Raw genomic sequence first — 18311 nt, 5'->3', positions numbered from 1 at the left:
CTGCGATCTGGTTCGGCACATGACCGCCGCGTGCCGACCCGGCCGCCGGACGGCGGACCCGGCGGCCGCCGACGCGCGTCGGTGGCCACCGGCACAACGAGCCGGTGGCCGCCGGGACACACGGGGCGCCGCCTGCCGTCTGGCGCCGCGGCCGGCACGGTGCGGCGGAGTCCGAGGAGGCGGCCGGACGATCCGGGGGGTGGTCCCGGCCGCCTCCGTCGGTGGGTCAGTTGACGGTGACCTCGGTGAACTCCGGGTTGCCGAACACGTCGAAGGTCACGTTCGAGACGTGGGTCGAGTGACCGGCCTTCGTCACGTAGTACCAAAGCGGGATCGACGGCAGGTCCTGCGTGAGCTGCTTCTCGGCGTCCTGCCACAGCTGCAGGGCCTTGTCCTCATCGGTGGCGCCCTGCGCCTCGCGGGCCAGGCTGTCGAACGTCGGGTTCGCGTAGCCGGAGTCGTTCGACGCGGCGCCCGTGCGGTAGATGTCGTTCAGGAAGTTGTCCGGGAACGGGTAGTCGGCCTTCCAGCCGGTCCGGTACGCCCCGGTCATCTTCTTGGTGGTGATCTCCTCACGCGCGACGGAGAACTCCGCGTACAGCTTCGGCTCGCAGGCCTGGCCGCCCAGCGCCTGGTTGATGCTGTTGCAGACCGCGGTGACCCATTCCTTGTGCGGGCCATCGGCGTTGGTCGCGATGGTCAGCTTGCCGCCGGGGATGCCGCCGCCCTCGGCGATCAGCTGCTTGGCGCGCTCGGGGTTGTACGTGCAGACGTCGCCGCACACGTCGGTGTGGCCGGGGACGCCGGGCGCGAGCCAGTCGACGGCGGGCTGCTCCTGGCCCTTGTACAGGGCCTTCGTGATGCCTTCGCGGTCGATCGCCATGGACAGGCCCTGGCGGACCTTCGCCGCTCCGGGCGTGCCCCACGCGGCGTCGTACAGCGGGAAGGCGATCTTCTGGATCGCCAGCTGCGGCTGCACGATGGCGCGGTTGCCCAGGTCGGTCTGGAAGTTGCCGACCGCCGCGGTCGGGATCTGGTCGATCACGTCGAGCCGGTTGTCGCGCAGCGCGGTGTAGGCGGCGTCGTAGGTCGTGTAGAAGACCAGGCGCACGCCCTCGGACTTGGCCTTGTCCTCACCGGCGTAGTTGTCGTACCGCTTCACGGTGATCGACTTCTTGCGGTCCCAGCCGCCGTTCGCGGTGTCGAGTTGGAAGGGGCCGTTGCCGATCGGCGCCTGACCGTACTTGTCGGGGTTCGTGTAGAACTCCTGCGGCAGCGGCATGAACGGCGAGTAGCCCATCTGCGCCTTGAACGACGAGATCGGGTACGCGAGTTGGACCGTGAACGTCTGGTCGTCCACGACCTTCAGGCCGGACATCGTCTGCGCGGTCGGCTCGCCGTTCTCCGGGTGCACCTGGTCGTAGCCGACGATCGGCTGGAACCACGTGGCGTTGATCTGCTTGCTGGACGAGAGCGCGCCCCAGTTCCACGCGTCGACGAACGACTTGGCGGTGACGGGCTCGCCGTTGTGGAACGTCCAGCCGGACTTGAGCTTGACCGTCCAGGTGACGTTGTCGGTCGAGTCCATCGACTCGGCGACCGCCGCCTTGGTCTCACCGGTCTTGGCGTCGTACGTGTACAGACCCCGGAAGAGCATCGAGAGCGGGTAGAAGCCGCCCGTCTCGTTGGCGTTGGCCGGTTGCAGCAGGTTCTGCGGCTCGGTGCTGCTCGCGGTGTAGTAACCCGACGGCGCGCCGGAGCCTCCTCCATTGCCGCCACCGCCACACGCCGTGGCCGCCAGCGCGAGGATCCCCGCGCCCGCGAGCCACTTCACGCGCGTAAGTCCGCGCATGGATTGCCTCCTTGAAAACCACGTCGGTAGTGAAATACGACGGGCAACCCGTGGGTCTCCGCGCCGCCGCGCCCGTCCGGCCGCGCCCGAACGCGTGACCGGCAACCGGGCGCAAACGCATCTACTATCCGTCACTGTTTGCGATGCTCCAACCTTCGGAGTATTGCGGTTCGATCACGCACGTCCCGACAAGGTCTCGCCTGACGGCTGCGATGTTACCGGGGAATACACGAATCATTCGGACGGGTGTGTCGCTGTGCGGAGCATACAGTCCTATGAACGGACAAGAAGACTGTCGCGGAACATCGGGGGTCGCCGGGGTGTCGACTACGGAGCGTGTCAAACCCAGGAAATCCCAGGTGGGAGGCCATCTGGCGCTACGCGCGTAGCCTTCCGACGAAACGCAAAATTTACGCGCGTAGCATCCGGAGGCGCAAGAAGGGGTGCCACCCCCCGTCGGGAGGTGGCACCCCGTACATCACACGCGTCCCACGGATCGCGTACGGCGCCGTTCCGGGCCCGGCGCTCAGCGCGGGCCGCGGGAGGCGGCCGGCTCAGGGCGACGTCACGGTGTCCCGCAGCTCGGCGAAGTGGCACGCGCTCGCGTGCGCGGCCGGGCCCGACAGGCCCTCCGGCGGTGCCAGGACCGGCGCGTCCTCGGCACACACGTCCCGCGCCTTCCAGCAGCGCGTGCGGAAGCGGCAGCCGGACGGCGGGTTCACCGGCGACGGCACGTCGCCGGCCAGGATGATCCGCTCCCGGCGCTCCCGGTCACGCGGATCCGGAACGGGCACGGCGGAGAGCAGGGCTTGGGTGTAGGGGTGGGTGGGGTGGTCGTAGATCTCGGTTTCGGTGCCGATCTCGACGATCTTGCCGAGGTACATGACCGCCACCCGGTCGGAGATGTGCCGCACGATCGACAGGTCGTGCGCGATGAAGACGTAGCTGAGGTCGAACTCGTTCTGGAGCTTCTCCATCAGGTTGATCACCTGCGCCTGCACCGAGACGTCCAGCGCCGACACCGGCTCGTCGCAGATGATGATCTCCGGGTTCAGCGCCAGCCCCCGCGCGATACCGATGCGCTGCCGCTGACCCCCCGAGAACTGATGCGGATACCGGTTGATGTGCTCGGGGTTCAGGCCGACCACGTCCAGGAGGTCCTGGACTCTCCTGCGCCGCTCGCCCTTGGGCGCGACGTCCGGATGGATCGCGAACGGCTCGCCGATGATGTCGCCGACGGTCATGCGGGGGTTGAGCGAGGTGTACGGGTCCTGGAAGACCATCTGGATGTTCCGGCGGACCGCCTTCAGCGCCCGACCGGACAGACGCGAGATGTCCTCGCCCTTGTACAGCACCTGGCCCCGCGTCGGCCGCTCCAGGTTCATCAGCAGCTTCGCGACCGTCGACTTGCCGCAGCCCGACTCCCCCACCAGGCCCAGCGTCTCGCCGCGCCCGAGGTCGAAGGTCACGCCGTCGACCGCCCGGACCGCGGCGACCTGACGCTGGAACAGAATGCCCTGGGTGAGCGGGAAGTGCTTGACCAGGCCCTTGACTTGCAGGACCGGGTCGGCCTCCCGCGCCTTATCGGGCGATGGTGCCATCGAGCGCCTCCTTCCGGAAATGGCAGGCGCTCGTGCGGTGGGCCGCCGCGCCGGTTCCCGCGACCGCGTGCAGCGGCGGCGTTTCCGTACGGCACACGTCGCGCACATACGGGCACCTCGGGTGGAAGGCGCAACCCGCCGGTATGCGCAGGAGGTTCGGCGGGAGGCCTTTGATCGCCGCGAGTTCGCCGCCCTTGTGGTCGAGCCGCGGGATCGATTCGAGCAGGCCCATCGTGTACGGGTGCGCCGGGGCCTGGTAGAGCGCGTGGACGGGAGCGCGCTCGACGATGCGCCCGGCGTACATCACGACGATGTTGTCGGCCACGTCCGCGACCACGCCGAGGTCGTGCGTGATGAGGATCAGGCCCATGTGGAACTCGCGTTGCAGGGCCGCGAGCAGGTCCATCACCTGGGCCTGCACGGTCACGTCGAGGGCCGTGGTCGGCTCGTCGGCGATGATGAGGTCCGGTTCCAGGGCCATCGCCATCGCGATCATGATGCGCTGGCGCATGCCGCCGGAGAACTGGTGCGGGTAGTCGTCGACGCGCGCCTTCGCGGCCGGGATGCGGACCAGGTCCATCAACTCGACCGCTTTGGCCTTGGCCTCGCGCCGCGACATGCCGCGGTGGACGCGGAACATCTCGCCGAGCTGCTTGCCCACCGACAGCACGGGGTTCAGGGCTGACAGCGCGTCCTGGAAGATCATCGCGACGTGTCGGCCCCGGATCCGGCGCCGCTCCTCCTGACCCATCGTCAGCAGGTCGCGGCCCTGGAAGCGGATCGTCCCCCGGGACAGCCGGGCGGGCGGGGTGTCGAGAATGCCCATGATCGCCTGCGCGGTCACCGACTTGCCCGAGCCGGACTCGCCGAGTACCGCGAGCGTTTCGCCGGCGTGCACACGGAACGACACCCCGTTGACGGCTTTGGCGATGCCGTCGCGCGTGTGGAACTCGACGTGCAGGTCGTCGACTTCGAGCAGCGCGGCGTCGGGGTCGAGAAGCACGGGTTCTGTGGTGTGGGTCGTCACCGCGTCCCCTATCGGTTCTTCGGATCGAGGGCGTCGCGCACGGCGTCGCCCATCAGGATGAAGCTGAGGACCGTGACGCTGAGGAACAGCGATGGGAACAACAGCGGGTGGGATGCCTGGAGGAAGCGCTCCTGCGCGTCGCTGATCATCAGCCCCCACGAGATGCCGGGTGGCTGGATTCCGACGCCGAGGTACGACAGCGCCGCCTCGGCCGCGATGAACTCGCCGAGGCTGATGGTCACGTACACGAGGACGGGTGCGATCGCGTTGGGCAGGATGTGGCGGAACGTCACCCGGAAGGTGCCGCCGCCGAGCGCCCGGGCCGCGATGACGTAGTCGTTGTGCTTGTTCGCGATGACCGCGCCGCGCATCAGACGGAAGATCTTCGGCCAGACGAGGGCGGCCATGATCAGGGCCACGGTGAGCGCGTCGCCCTTGCCGATGACCGCCAGCGCGAGGATCGCGCCGAGCATGAGCGGGATCGCGAAGAAGATGTCGGCGAAGCGCGACAGGAGGCCGTCGGCCCAGCCGCCCACATAGCCCGCGATCAGACCGAGGACGCCGCCGACGAGGGTGACGATGACCACCGTGGAGAAGCCCACGACGATCGAGTTCCGCGTCGACCAGATGACTTTCGTGTAGACGTCGCAGCCTTGTACGTCGTAGCCGAACCAGTGCGAACCGCTGGGATCCTTCAGGGAGTTCACGAGCCTGCAGGCACCGGCGTCGTGCGGGTTGTGGTCGGTGAACAACTGCGGGAACGCCGCGATCAGCAGCAGCACGAAGATGACGAACGCCGGGACGAGGAACATCTTGCGGCGGCGCAGGTCGTACCACGCGTCCGACCACAGGTTCCCGACGCGCTCGTCGGCTCCGCCGGGGGGCGGGTCGGGGCGGGTGGAGTCGTCGGGTTGATCGGGTTGATCGGGTGGTTCGGGTGGGTCGGTGGTCAGGACGGTCGCCGGATCGGGGGCCTGCCGGAGGGCTTGGCCGGTCGCCTGGGCCGCGGCATCGTCGGTCGCCTGGTCGCCGGCCTCGTCGGTGGCCTGCCGAGGGACCCGCTCGCGCGGCTGCTCGTCGGCCCGCCGGGCGGCCTGCCCGGTGGCCCGGGCGTCGGGTCGGCTCGCGGCCGGGTCCGTGGGCTCGGCGTCGGCCCGGGCGGGAGGCTGGGGCGCCGTGGTGTCCGGGCCTGTGTCCCCGCCCGCGTCCGCGCGCTTTTCCGGTGGCGGCTCCGGCGCGCTCCCCTGGGTGTCAGTCATAGCGGATCCTCGGATCGAGAACGGCGTAGAGCATGTCGACGATGAGGTTGCCGACGATGTAGATGAGCACCAGCGCGGTCACCATGCCGATGACCACCGGGCGTTCTCGCAGGTAGACCGACTGCGCCAACTGCCCGCCCACGCCGGGGATGTTGAAGATCCGCTCGGTGATGATCGCGCCGCCCATCAGCGCGCCCAGGTCGGCGCCGAGGAACGTGACCACGGGGATCAGCGCGTTGCGGACGCCGTGCCGCATCACGACGCGGCTGTGCGGCAGGCCCTTCGCGACGGCCGTACGCACGTAGTCGGACCGCATGGTTTCGGCCAGGCTGGTGCGCATGAGCCGGGTGACGTACGCGAGCGACAGCGACGCGAGCACGTAGCCCGGCATGATGTACGCCTTGAACCCGTCGCGTTCGTTGAACGAGACCGGGAGGATCTGCCATTCGACGCCGACCAGCAGTTGCAGGATGAAGCCGGTCACGAACGTCGGGATCGAGATCATCATCAGCGTGACGATCAGCACCAGGTTGTCGAAGAACTTGCCCCGGTTGAGCGCCGCGAAGATGCCCGCGACGATGCCGACGACCGCCTCGATGAGCAGGGCGACGAGGGCGAGGTTGATCGTCCAGGGGAAGCGCTCGGCCATGATGTCGCCGACCGCGCGGCCTCGTACCGTCGTCCCGAAGTCGCCTTGGAAGATGCCTGTCAGGTAGTGCCAGTACTGGCTGAAGAACGAGTCGTTGAAGTGGTATTTGTCCCGGATCATCTCGACGACGACGGGGTCCTGGCGGCGGTCGCCGGCCATCGCCCGCGCGGGGTCGCCCGGCAGGAAGTACACCATGGTGTAGATGAGCAGCGTCGTACCGATCAGGACGGGAATCGCCTGGAGCAGCCGGCGCAAGAGGTAGCGGTACACGAGCCCTCCCGGTGGGGCGGTCCCCCGGAGCACGGGCGTGGGCGCGCGGCGCTGCTCCGGGACGGCGGCCGGGACCGGACCTGTCGGGGGGACGACCCGGTCCTCGGCCGCCGTGTCGCTGGCGGAGGGCTACGTGAGGGACACCAGGTCGAGGCGCATGCGGTTCTGCGCGTCGATCCTCACGTTGGTGACCCGGTCCGACCACGCGTTGGAGCTCATGTAGAAGAACACCGGGATGTAGGGCAGATCTTTGAGCAGGATGTCGCTGGCCGCCTGGTACGCGGCGATGCCCTCGTCGCCCTGCTTGACGTCGGCCGCCGCCAGCGCCGCCTCGAAGTCCTCGTTGACGTAACCGGCGTGGTTCGAGCCGTTCTGGATGGCGATCTTGCTGAAGATCGGCCGCAGGTAGTTCTCGATCGACGGGTAGTCCATCGTCCAGCCCATGCGGAACGCGCCGGAGAACTGCTTCTGGTCGAGCGCGTCCAGGATGGCCCCGAACTTCTCGAACGGACGCGGTGTCACGTCGATGCCGAGGTTGTCCTTGAGCATGTTGCCGACGGCCTCGATCCAGTCCTTGTGGCCGCCGTCGGTGTTGTAGCCGATTTCGAGCTTGTTGCCGGGCAGGCCGCCGGCCTTCGCGTACAGGTCCTTCGCCGCCTGCGGGTTGTAGGTGCACGCCTCACCGCAGATGCCCTGCCGGTAGCCCGGGATGATCGGGCTGACGAAGTCGTCGGCCGGCGGCCGGGTGCCGCTGAAGATCTTGTCGTTGAGGGTCTTGCGGTCGATCGCCATCGAAATGGCCTTGCGCAGATCGGGGTTGGCGTAGATCGGGTTCGTCGCGAGGGGGAAGCCGATGTAGCCGATCGACGACTCGGCGACGCTGGAGGTGCGGCCCGGGAAGTCCTTCTGGACCGTGCCCATCGCGGAGACCGGCAGCTTGTCGGTGATGTCGATCGCGCCGGCGCGCAGGTCGTTGTACGCGGTGTCGAGCTTCTCGTAGATCTTGAAGGTGACCGCGTCGAGCAGCGCCTTGCCGTCGTGATCGGGGAAGCCTTCGTACCGCTTGACCTTGATCTGCTGGTTGTGCTCCCACTTGCCGTCCATCATGAACGGCCCGTTGCCGATGGGGGCGTCGTCGAAGGCCTTCGGGTCGGCGAAGAACGCCTTCGGCACCGGGTAGTAGGCGTTGTAGCCGAGCATGCTCGGGAACTGCGCGAACGGCACCTTGAGGGTGACCTCGAAGGTGGTCTCGTCGATGACCTTGAGGCCCTTGAGCGTCTCGGCGGTGGGCTCTTTGCCTTCCCCCGGGGCGAGTTCGTCGGAGCCCTCGATCTTGTCGAAGAACGGGATCGCCTCTTGCGCGTTCTTCTGGTTGGCGCCGTAGTTCCAGGAGTCTACGAACGAACTCGCGGTCACCTTCTCGCCGTTGTGGAAGGTGTAGTCGGGCTTGATCTTGATCGTCCAGACCTTGTTGTCGGCGCTGGTGATCGACTCCGCGACGCGGTTCTCCGGCTTGTTGGTGTCGATGTCGTAGTCGACGAGCCCGGCGAAGAGGGCGTTGAGGACCTCGTTGCCCTCGCTCTCCGAGGTGTTCGTGGGGACCAGACCGTGCTGGGGCTCCCCGAGCTGGACGGTGATCGACCCGCCCTTCTTGCCCGCGCCCGGAGCGGCGGAGGAGTCCGGCTCCGGATCATCGCTGTCGGTACTGCATGCGGCAGTGGCGGCCAGGGCCAACGCGGCGATGGCCGCGCCGAACTTCACGCGCGTAGATCCACGCACGGTCTGCCTCCTCGGAGTCGCTGGGGGACGGAAAAGGGGAGGGCGAAAACGCCGCCGGGCAGGGGGCATCGCACCCGCGCCGTGGTGGCGTGCGGAGCCGGCCGGGAAATACGACTCGGACGCAAGCGCAACTATCCGACTACCGGTGATCTACATCCATAGCCGCAGCGTTTCTTTTCTATTAAGCCTGGCCTTTTATTGCCCTGATTCGCCAATGAACCCCGACAAAACGACCGACAACCGGAACGGTGGTTTGCACGCTGACCGGATCACGGTGTTCGTATGCATGGCCGCGTCATGATCGTCGCCGCGCGTAGCGTGCGCGGATCATCCTGATTTGCATGAAATTTATGGACCGACGACGCGTCCGTACTCTGGTCATCCCGGCGACCGCCCATCCCGCCGCCAACCGGATATTTACCCAGGAATTAGGGCGTCGGATTTCGATCTTGCCGACCGTGCACGGAACGAAACAATCATGAAAAGGAAGATCCCGAACGGAGATCGATAAAACCGGCGGCGCGCGAACGGGAATGATCAATCCCGCTTATCCGCGGCCGATTCACCCCCGCATCGCGCGGGCCCCGCGGCCCACCCGCACACCACTCGGATCGGCAGGGCGCCGCCGGGAAGCGTCACGCCCTGGCGGGCCTCATGCCGAACAACAGCCGCGTGACCCGGGTACGTCGCACGAACAGGTCGTATATCAGCATCGTCAGGGCCAGCGAAGCCACCACGATCACCAGGTACTTCAGCCCTGCGGGCAGTTCCCATCCGACGACACCGTAGGCCACGGCCACCAGAACGGGTTGGTGGAGTAGATAGAACGGAAGAGCGGCCGGTCCGAAGTAGGCGTAGGCCCGGCGGCCCCGACGCGCATGCGATCCCTGCGCAGAGCCTTGCCCGGCCCTTCCTCCTGCCGGCGTGGCCGACTCCGACGCATGCCCGTCACCGGCCGTCACCCGTATTCGCACGCGTTGCCGGTCCAGCAAGCCCAGGATGGCCACCAGCCAGCACCATCCCGCCGCACCGAACACCGTCCGCGCGGCTATCGCCGTCGGGTTCATCTCCACGAAGGCGTCACGGCTGTCATCGCCGCCAATCATGAAGCCCGCGAGCCCCATGGCGAACAGCACGAGCCCCGCGGCCGACGCGACGGCGGCGGTGCGGCGCATCGCGGTGCGGAACCGATCGTCGCTCGCGAGTACGAAGCCGTAACCGAAGAACAACAAGTAAGCCCAGCGGTGCCAGGCCGCGAAGCCCTCCTCCAAGCCGAACACGGCGCAGATCAGCGCGATCGGAACAGCGGCGGCGAACAAGGCGGACGGGCGCGAGGTCACGGCCTCCGCGGCCCGGTCGCGCCACCCCGCCGGGCGAGCGGCCGGGATCCAACGCACGGCGGCGGCGAGCAGGAGCGAGAAGGTCAGCAGCAGGACAAGGAACCACAGGTGTCCGAACTCGAACCAGTCACCGTCCAGTACGAACGGGAAGTCGGCAAGATCCGGGCGCACCGAGAAGAACTTGCCGAGGAAGGCCCAATAGTCGATGTCCTCCTCGGGGTGCTCCCCACGCAAGCGCAGCCACTGTGGCACCGGGTCAAGCGCGACGGTCACAAACGCCAACGGAACGCCGATGCGAAGCAAGCGTTCACGGACGAACCCACCGGTGCCACGATTTCGGAGGGAGTGCCAGGCGCCGAGGCCCGCGACGAGGAAGAGCAACGGCATCGCCCATACGGCGCCCAGCGCCGCGCTGGCGGTGGTTGCCGTGGTCGTCACGGCGTTCTTGACGTAGTAGTCGTCGTCGGTGTCGAAGACAAGGGAGGCGTGGAAGAACACCAGCCCGACCACGACGACGGCCCGGATGGCATCCAACTCCGGACGTCGACCGGTGGATTCGATGGGCACGGGCGATACTTGAGCATGTTCCCTGACGGACATCCGGCAAGTCTGCGGGCGGACGGCAACCCTGTCACTTCAGGTCGCGACCCGGTGGCGACGTACGAACCCCCCACCTGGCAGCGTCCGTTCCGCGTGCGGTCACTGTCCGACGGGCATCGCACGATCCCCGCGGGAGCAACGGTTTTCCTCGCCGCGCGCCCGCCTTGGGGGCGCGCGGCCAGTCAGGGGTCGTGCCCTGTCGCGTTCACCCGGTCCCGACATATGAGTTCGTTGGTCGGCCGCGCCTTTGCGCGGCCGACGGCAGTCGCTCATCGAAGGCCATCGACCCTCAGCCGGATCTCGCTCCCCTGAGGGGCGCCCGAGATCACGTCCCAAGCCCGCCGAAAAACGAGGGGATGGAGAGCGCCACCCGGTGGCGCTCTCCATCCCCTCATCCCGGTCTGTTCTTTCCCCAACCGGGCCGGGGTTCCCCTGAAGCTCGGTTTGCCGCGGAGGCGGTCAGGCGCGCTTCGCGCGGGAGGCGGCGCGGGCGCGTTCTTGTTGGTTGAGGACCACCTTGCGGATGCGGACGGTTTCGGGGGTTACCTCGACGCATTCGTCCTCGCGGCAGAACTCCAGGGCCTGTTCGAGGGAGAGCTTGCGCGGGGGGATGAGCTTTTCGGTCTCGTCGGCGGTGGACGAGCGCATGTTGGTGAGCTTCTTCTCCTTGGTGATGTTGACGTCCATGTCGTCGGACCGGCTGTTCTCGCCGACGATCATGCCCTCGTACACCTCGATGGTCGGCTCGACGAAGAGCGTGCCGCGCTCCTGGAGATTGGTCATCGCGAACGCGGTCACCACGCCCGAGCGGTCGGCCACGAGAGAGCCGTTGTTGCGGGTGCGCAGTTCGCCGACCCAGGCCTCGTAGCCGTCGTGGATGCTGTGCGCGATGCCGGTGCCGCGTGTCTCGGTGAGGAACTCGGTGCGGAAACCGATGAGTCCGCGCGCGGGGACGACGAACTCCATGCGGATCCAGCCGGTTCCGTGGTTGGTCATGGTCTCCATGCGGCCCTTGCGCGTGGCGAGGAGCTGCGTGATCGCGCCGAGGTATTCCTCCGGCGCGTCGATCGTCAGGCGCTCGAACGGCTCGTGGATCTTGCCGTCGACCGTCTTGGTGACCACCTGCGGCTTGCCGACGGTGAGTTCGAAGCCCTCGCGGCGCATCTGCTCGACGAGGATGGCCAACGCCAACTCGCCGCGGCCCTGGACCTCCCACGCGTCGGGGCGCTCGGTGGGGAGCACGCGCATCGAGACGTTGCCGACCAGCTCCTTGTCGAGGCGGTCCTTCACCAGGCGCGCGGTGACCTTGTGGCCCTTGCCGCCCTTGCCGACCAGCGGCGAGGTGTTGGTGCCGATCGTCATCGAGATCGCGGGCTCGTCGACCATGATCAGCGGCAGCGGGCGCGGGTCGTCCGGGTCGGCGATGGTGTCGCCGATCATGATGTCGGGGATGCCCGCGATCGCGATGATGTCGCCGGGCCCGGCCTCTTCGGCGGCCTTGCGCTCCAGCGCGTCGGTCATCAGCAGCTCGGTGATGCGCACGCGCTCGATGCTGCCGTCGTGGCGGCACCACGCGGCCTGCTGGCCCTTGCGGATCGTCCCGTTGTGGACGCGGCACAGCGCGATGCGGCCGAGGAAGTTGGACGCGTCCAGGTTGGTGACGTGTGCCTGGAGCGGAGCGCCGTCCTCGTACGTCGGCGCGGGGATGGTGTCCAGGATGGTCTGGAAGAACGGCTGGAGGTCGCCGTTGTTCGGCGTCGCGCCGTTGTCGGGGCGGTCGAGGGACGCCATGCCGTCGCGGGCGCAGGCGTACACGATCGGGAACTCGATCTGGTCCTCGGTCGCGTCGAGGTCCATGAACAGCTCGTACGTCTCGTCGACGACCTCGGCGATGCGCGAGTCGGGCCGGTCGACCTTGTTGATGCACAGGATCACCGGCAGCTTCGCGGAGAGCGCCTTGCGCAGCACGAAGCGGGTCTGCGGCAGCGGGCCCTCGGACGCGTCCACGAGCAGCACCACGCCGTCGACCATCGACAGGCCGCGCTCGACCTCGCCGCCGAAGTCGGCGTGGCCGGGGGTGTCGATGATGTTGATGGTGATCGGGTCGCCGCCGTCTTTGGGGTGGTACTTGACGGCGGTGTTCTTCGCGAGGATGGTGATGCCCTTCTCGCGCTCCAGGTCGTTGGAGTCCATGACCCGGTCGTCGACCTGCTGGTGCGCGGAGAAGGCGCCGGCCTGTTTGAGCATGGCGTCGACGAGGGTCGTCTTGCCGTGGTCGACGTGGGCGACGATGGCGACGTTGCGGATGTCGTTGCGCGTGGGCATGCGTTTACGGGCTTCCGTTGGGCTCGGGACGTCGCACCCGGCAGGCTGAATCCGGTTCCGCCGGATATGTACCGGGATGCCAGCCGGGCCGGTCCGCCGCGGCAACCTCCATGGTACGGGGCGGCACCGGCCCCGGCGGTTGCGGAGGTCGGGGCGGCCGGCCCCGGCCGTTCGTCGCGCGCGCAAGGCACAATCGGCGGTGTGAGTGAATCCTTCAGCGAGCGGATGCGGCGGCGGTGGTCGGCTCGGCGCGGTGATCGCGGGCCGGACGGCGGTCCGGGCCCGGGGCCCGGCGCGGGTTCCGGCTCCGGGGCCGGCGGTGCCTTCGGGGCGGACCCGCGGGACGCGTCCGGTCCGGCGGGCGGCGGGCCGGGGAACCCCTTCGGGGGCGCGTTCGGCAGGCCGTACCCGGACCTTCCCGGCGCGGACGACGACGTGCCGCCGCCGCCTGTCGAGTCGGAGAACGCCGCCCGCGCGCGCATGATGCACGAGAAGGCGACCGAGGCGTACGGCGCGGGCGACGTCGCGCTGGTCGCGCAGCTCGCCGACCTCATGCCGGAGGGCCCCGACGGCGAACCGTACCGCACCTATGTGCGGGTGCTGGCGGCCGAGGGGCAGGCGGACGACGCCGAGGCCGCCGAGATCGCCCGGTCGTACCTGGAGCGGCTGCACTCCGGCCACCCCGAGTGGGAGACCGCCCGCACGCTGTTCGGCGAGGTCATGGTGCAGGCCCTGGTGATGGGCGCGGTTCCGCTCGCCGGGAACCTGACCGCCGCGGAGGAGGCGCTGGCCGCGCCGACCGACTACTTCGTGCACCCGTCCGGCATGCTGCTCAAGTTCGCCGAGGCGGAGGAGCAGCACCCGCTGCTGCTGGTCCTGCACGGCGACACCGTCAAGAGCGTGCGCGCGGCGCAGTCGGCGGTGCGCCAGGAGAAGAAGGGCACGCCCGCGGGGTACGCGGACGCGCTGTGCACCCTCGCGCTGGCCGCGTGCGCGGCGGGCGACATCACCGGGGCCCGGCGCGCGCTCGACGACGCCGAACGCGTGCTGCCCGGTCGGCCGCGCATCGCCGCGACCCGCGCCCGGATCGAATCGAGCCCGGCGGCGACGCTGCGCACCGACTGACGCGTTTCCCGGCAATCCCCGGTGGTCTCCCGATCATCAATCGATCATGAATTCATGATCGATTGATGATCGTTTTTCTTGATCGCCGTTTCATGACCATCCGGTCGGTCTCGGCACACCGACAGCAGGTCTCCGGCCCCGATGCCATCCCCCGCGCGAGGGAATTCCGCCGGTGCCCGCGAAAAAGATCGCCGTAACACTTTCCAACCTTTCCCTGATCGCGCCACACTTCCGAAGGTTCGCACCGCCCACGGCCGCGACGTCGATGCGGCCTGCCCGTTCCGGTGCGGACAAGGCACGTCCGCAACACCGACCAACCGGCCCCCCGACGGCGCGGGGCCGGCGACCAGGGGGTGAGCGCGCGACATGACGGCGACCGTTGACGACGACCTGATCCGCGCCCGGCGGAAGCTGGACGAACTCGACCGCGTGCTGCGCTCGATGCGCAGCCGCGTGGGCAACACGCGCGACATACGCCGCGCCTGCGGCGACGTCGAGCGGCTGCGCGATTCGCTCGCGCTGCTCGCCGAGCATGATCCGCGCACCGCCCGCACCGCCCGCACCGCCCGCACCGGACCGCCGCAGCCCCGCGCCGACCTCGAAACGATCCCCGAACTCCCCTACGACCCAGGGCTGTTCGCGGACGCGGACGACGAGGGCATCGGCGGCATGCGGCCCCAGCGGCCCTGAACGCCGACCGGCCCGGGGTCCGTGCGCCGACCGCCCCACGGCGGCGCACGGACCCCGGGGCTTCCCCGTCACCCGTGCCGCCCCAGCGCCGACACCTGAGAACACGCAGCCGAGAAGGGCATTCACGCATGGCCACCGGCACCGCCGCGCCCGGCAGGGCGCAGATTCCCGAGCGCCATCTCCGTACCGACCGATGGTGGCTGGGCTCGGCCGTCACCGTCACCATTCTGGTCGCGTTCATCGTCTACTCGACGTGGCGCGCGTTCGCCAATGACAACTACTTCGCCGAGCCTTACGTTTCGCCGTTCTACTCGCCCTGTCTGTCGACCAACTGCGACAGCATGCCGTTGAGCGCGAATGCGCCGATTTTCGGCGACTGGTGGTCGCTTTCACCCGCGCTGATCATTTTGATCTTCCCGCTCGGATTCCGCCTCACCTGCTACTACTACCGCAAGGCGTACTACCGCGGTTTCTGGGCCTCGCCGTCCGCCTGCGCGGTCCCCGAGCCGCGCGGCAAGTACACCGGTGAGACGCGGTTTCCGCTGATCCTGCAGAACGCGCACCGGTACTTCCTGTACTTCGCGGTGATCGTCGCCGGAATCCTCACGTGGGACGTGATCATCGCCTTCCGCGACGAGCACGGCGCGTGGGGGCACATGGGCCTGGGCACGCTGGTGCTGCTCGCGAACGTGCTGCTGATCTGGGCGTACACGATCTCGTGCCACTCGTGCCGGCACATCATCGGCGGGCGGCTCAAGCACTTCTCGAAACACCCCGTGCGCTACCGCTACTGGCAGTTCGTCAGCCGGCTGAACACCCGGCACATGCAGCTCGCGTGGGCGTCGCTGTTCAGCGTCGCGATCGCCGACCTGTACGTGTACCTCGTCGCGTCCGGCGCGTTCGACGACCCGACGTTCTTCTAGCCCCTGGCTCTTTCCGCACATTGCTCACGTCCCAAGAGAGGCACCGAGCTTCATGTCCGAAGTGGAACGGCACAGCTATGACGTCGTCGTGATCGGGGCCGGCGGCGCGGGACTTCGCGCGGCCATCGAGGCACGTGCGCGGGGGATGCGCACCGCCGTGGTCTGCAAGTCGCTGTTCGGCAAGGCCCACACGGTGATGGCCGAGGGCGGCATCGCGGCGTCGATGGGGAACGTCAACAGCAACGACAACTGGCAGGTGCACTACCGCGACACCATGCGCGGCGGCAAGTTCCTCAACCACTGGCGCATGGCCGAGCTGCACGCGAAGGAAGCGCCGGACCGGGTCTGGGAGTTGGAGACCTGGGGTGCGCTGTTCGACCGCACGAAGGACGGGCGCATCAGCCAGCGCAACTTCGGCGGCCACGAGTACCCCCGGCTCGCGCACGTCGGCGACCGGACCGGCCTGGAGCTGATCCGTACGCTCCAGCAGAAGATCGTCGCGCTCCAGCAGGAGGACGAGGCCGCGACGGGCGACCCGGAGTCGCGCCTGAGGGTGTATCAGGAGGCCACGGTCACCCGCCTGTTGACCGAGCCGGCCGACGACGGCGGCAACCGGATCAGCGGCGCGTTCGGCTACTGGCGCGAGTCGGGCCGCTTCGTGGTGTTCGAGGCGCCCGCGATCGTCTTGGCGACCGGCGGCATCGGCAAGTCGTTCAAGGTGACGTCCAATTCGTGGGAGTACACCGGCGACGGCCAGGCACTCGCCCTGCTCGCGGGGGCCTCGCTGATCAACATGGAGTTCGTGCAGTTCCACCCGACCGGCATGGTCTGGCCGCCGAGTGTGAAGGGCATCCTCGTCACCGAGTCGGTGCGCGGCGACGGCGGCGTGCTGCGCAACTCCGAGGGCAAGCGCTTCATGTTCGACTACGTCCCGGACGTGTTCAAGGAGAAGTACGCGCAGTCCGAGGAGGAAGGCGACCGCTGGTACTCCGACCCGGACAACAACCGCCGGCCGCCCGAGCTGCTGCCGCGCGACGAGGTCGCCCGCGCGATCAACTCCGAGGTCAAGGCCGGGCGCGGAACCCCGCACGGCGGCGTGTTCCTGGACGTGTCCACGCGTCTGCCCGCCGAGGAGATCCGCCGCAAACTCCCGTCCATGCACCACCAGTTCAAGGAACTGGCCGACGTCGACATCACCGCCGAGCCGATGGAGGTCGGCCCGACCTGCCACTACGTGATGGGCGGCATCGAGGTCGACCCCGACACCGCCGCGACGCCCGGCGTCCTGGGCCTGTACGCCGCGGGCGAGGTGGCCGGCGGCATGCACGGCAGCAACCGGCTGGGCGGCAACTCGCTGTCGGACCTGCTGGTGTTCGGCCGCCGCGCGGGCCTGCACGCGGCCGAGTACGCCGCCGCGCTCGGTGACGCGCGCCGCGACGTGGACCAGGAGCAGATCGACGCCGCCGCGGCGGAGGCGGTGGCGCCGTTCGACAACGACGGGGCCGAGAACCCGTATTCGGTGCACCAGGAACTCCAGCAGACGATGAACGACCTGGTGGGCATCATCCGGCGCGAGGGCGAGATGGCCGAGGCGCTGACCCGGCTGCGGGAACTCAAGGCGCGGGCCGAGAAGGCCGGCGTCGAGGGGCACCGGCAGTACAACCCCGGCTGGCACCTCGCGATCGACCTGCGCAACATGCTGCTGGTGTCCGAGTGCATCGCCAAGGCGGCGCTGGAGCGCGAGGAGAGCCGCGGCGGGCACACCCGCGAGGACCATCCGGTGATGTCCGCGCAATGGCGCAAGGTGGTGCTGGCGTGCACGCTCGCGCGCGACGGCGGCCACGTGGACCTGGTCCGGCGTACCCCCGAACCGATGCGCGCCGACCTGCTCGCGCTGTTCGAACGCGACGAGCTGCGCAAGTATCTGACCGACGCGGAGCTGCCGCCGGAGGCGGACTCGCGGACGGCCTCGGACGAGGAGACGGACTGATGTCGTACAAGGCCAACTTCCGCGTGTGGCGCGGCGATGTGGACAGCGGGGAGCTGCGCGACTACACGGTGGAGGTGAACGAGGGCGAGGTCGTCCTCGACATCATCCACCGCCTCCAGGCCACGCAGGTGCCGGACCTCGCGGTGCGGTGGAACTGCAAGGCGGGCAAGTGCGGTTCGTGCAGTGCCGAGATCAACGGGCGGCCCCGGCTGCTGTGCATGACGCGCATGAGCACGTTCACCGAGGACGAGACCATCACGGTGACGCCGATGCGGACGTTCCCGGTCATCCGCGACCTGGTGACGGACGTGTCGTTCAACTACACCAAGGCGCGGCAGGTGCCGTCGTTCACGCCGCCGCCCGGGCTGGCGGCGGGCGAATACCGCATGCAGCAGGTGGACGTCGAGCGCTCGCAGGAGTTCCGCAAGTGCATCGAGTGCTACCTGTGCCAGAACACGTGCCACGTGATCCGTGACTTCGAGGACAACAAGCCGGCGTTCTCCGGCCCGCGCTACCTCATGCGCATCGCGGAACTCGACATGCACCCGCTCGACGTCGCGGACCGGCAGAAGGCCGCGCAGGAGGAACACGGGCTCGGCTACTGCAACATCACCAAATGCTGCACGGACGTCTGCCCCGAGCACATCAAGATCACCGACAACGCGCTGATCCCGATGAAGGAGCGCGTCGCGGACCGGAAGTACGACCCGCTGGTCTGGCTCGGCAACAAGATCCGCCGCCGCGCCTGAGCGGGACGGCGGGGGCGGGCGGACGGGTCCGCTCTCGCCCGGCGTCGGCCGTGGTCGGCCGGGTCGGCCGTGGTCGGCTCGGTCGTCCTGGTGGGCCGCGGTCGGCGGCGGGCGCGCGGCGGGCCGCGACGC

The 18311-nt window shown here is 68.7% G+C and carries 13 protein-coding genes; 5 read left to right on the top strand and 8 right to left on the bottom strand.

Translation table 11 applies throughout. The features are described 5' to 3' along the window. Positions 1-226: 226 nt before the first annotated feature. The 8 genes from LO772_RS21205 to typA all read right to left on the bottom strand — a co-directional run bounded on the left by LO772_RS21205 (position 227) and on the right by typA (position 12702). Positions 227-1852, bottom strand: coding sequence for a peptide ABC transporter substrate-binding protein (locus LO772_RS21205; protein ID WP_231773614.1), 1626 nt, complete (start codon positions 1850-1852; stop codon positions 227-229). Positions 1853-2406: 554 nt separating this feature from the next. Beyond that, positions 2407-3453: an ABC transporter ATP-binding protein gene (locus LO772_RS21200; protein ID WP_231773613.1), complete on the bottom strand. Its 1047-nt coding sequence runs from the start codon at positions 3451-3453 to the stop codon at positions 2407-2409. Then, positions 3434-4456, bottom strand: coding sequence for an ABC transporter ATP-binding protein (locus tag LO772_RS21195; protein WP_231773612.1), 1023 nt, complete (start codon positions 4454-4456; stop codon positions 3434-3436). The genes LO772_RS21200 and LO772_RS21195 overlap by 20 nt, the downstream gene beginning before the upstream one ends. 32 nt (positions 4457-4488) lie before the next feature. Continuing rightward, a complete protein-coding gene (locus tag LO772_RS21190; RefSeq protein ID WP_231773611.1) occupies positions 4489-5739 on the bottom strand; it encodes an ABC transporter permease in 1251 nt (416 codons plus the stop codon). Next, complete coding sequence (locus LO772_RS21185) at positions 5732-6658, bottom strand: ABC transporter permease (protein WP_231773610.1); 927 nt, start codon at positions 6656-6658, stop codon at positions 5732-5734. Before LO772_RS21185 ends, LO772_RS21190 begins: the two co-directional genes overlap by 8 nt. Before the next feature lie 129 nt (positions 6659-6787). After that, a complete protein-coding gene (locus LO772_RS21180) occupies positions 6788-8437 on the bottom strand; it encodes a peptide ABC transporter substrate-binding protein (protein WP_231773609.1) in 1650 nt (549 codons plus the stop codon). A gap of 635 nt (positions 8438-9072) precedes the next feature. Beyond that, positions 9073-10344: an acyltransferase family protein gene (locus tag LO772_RS21175; protein WP_231773608.1), complete on the bottom strand. Its 1272-nt coding sequence runs from the start codon at positions 10342-10344 to the stop codon at positions 9073-9075. A gap of 492 nt (positions 10345-10836) precedes the next feature. Continuing rightward, positions 10837-12702, bottom strand: a complete 1866-nt coding sequence (gene typA, locus LO772_RS21170) for a translational GTPase TypA (RefSeq protein ID WP_231773607.1) — start codon at positions 12700-12702, stop codon at positions 10837-10839. 201 nt (positions 12703-12903) lie between these two features. On the opposite strand from typA, the gene LO772_RS21165 reads away from it, so the two are divergent. From LO772_RS21165 to LO772_RS21145, 5 genes are all read left to right on the top strand, one after another. Further along, the gene (locus LO772_RS21165; RefSeq protein WP_231773606.1) at positions 12904-13827 is read left to right on the top strand and encodes a hypothetical protein; all 924 of its coding nucleotides are present in this window, start codon (positions 12904-12906) and stop codon (positions 13825-13827) included. A gap of 366 nt (positions 13828-14193) precedes the next feature. After that, the gene (locus LO772_RS21160; protein ID WP_231773605.1) at positions 14194-14517 is read left to right on the top strand and encodes a hypothetical protein; all 324 of its coding nucleotides are present in this window, start codon (positions 14194-14196) and stop codon (positions 14515-14517) included. A gap of 128 nt (positions 14518-14645) precedes the next feature. Next, on the top strand, positions 14646-15440 hold the full coding sequence (locus tag LO772_RS21155; protein ID WP_231773604.1) for a hypothetical protein: 795 nt from the start codon (positions 14646-14648) through the stop codon (positions 15438-15440). A gap of 52 nt (positions 15441-15492) precedes the next feature. After that, positions 15493-17430, top strand: coding sequence for a fumarate reductase/succinate dehydrogenase flavoprotein subunit (locus LO772_RS21150; RefSeq protein WP_231773603.1), 1938 nt, complete (start codon positions 15493-15495; stop codon positions 17428-17430). Continuing rightward, positions 17430-18179: a succinate dehydrogenase/fumarate reductase iron-sulfur subunit gene (locus LO772_RS21145; RefSeq protein ID WP_231773602.1), complete on the top strand. Its 750-nt coding sequence runs from the start codon at positions 17430-17432 to the stop codon at positions 18177-18179. The genes LO772_RS21150 and LO772_RS21145 overlap by 1 nt, the downstream gene beginning before the upstream one ends. Positions 18180-18311 lie beyond the last annotated feature (132 nt).

Origin of the sequence: Yinghuangia sp. ASG 101 (assembly GCF_021165735.1) — a bacterium.
Taxonomy (GTDB): domain Bacteria; phylum Actinomycetota; class Actinomycetes; order Streptomycetales; family Streptomycetaceae; genus Yinghuangia.
Note: the sequence above shows the minus strand (reverse complement) of the source record. Positions and strands in the feature narration are given on the sequence as shown.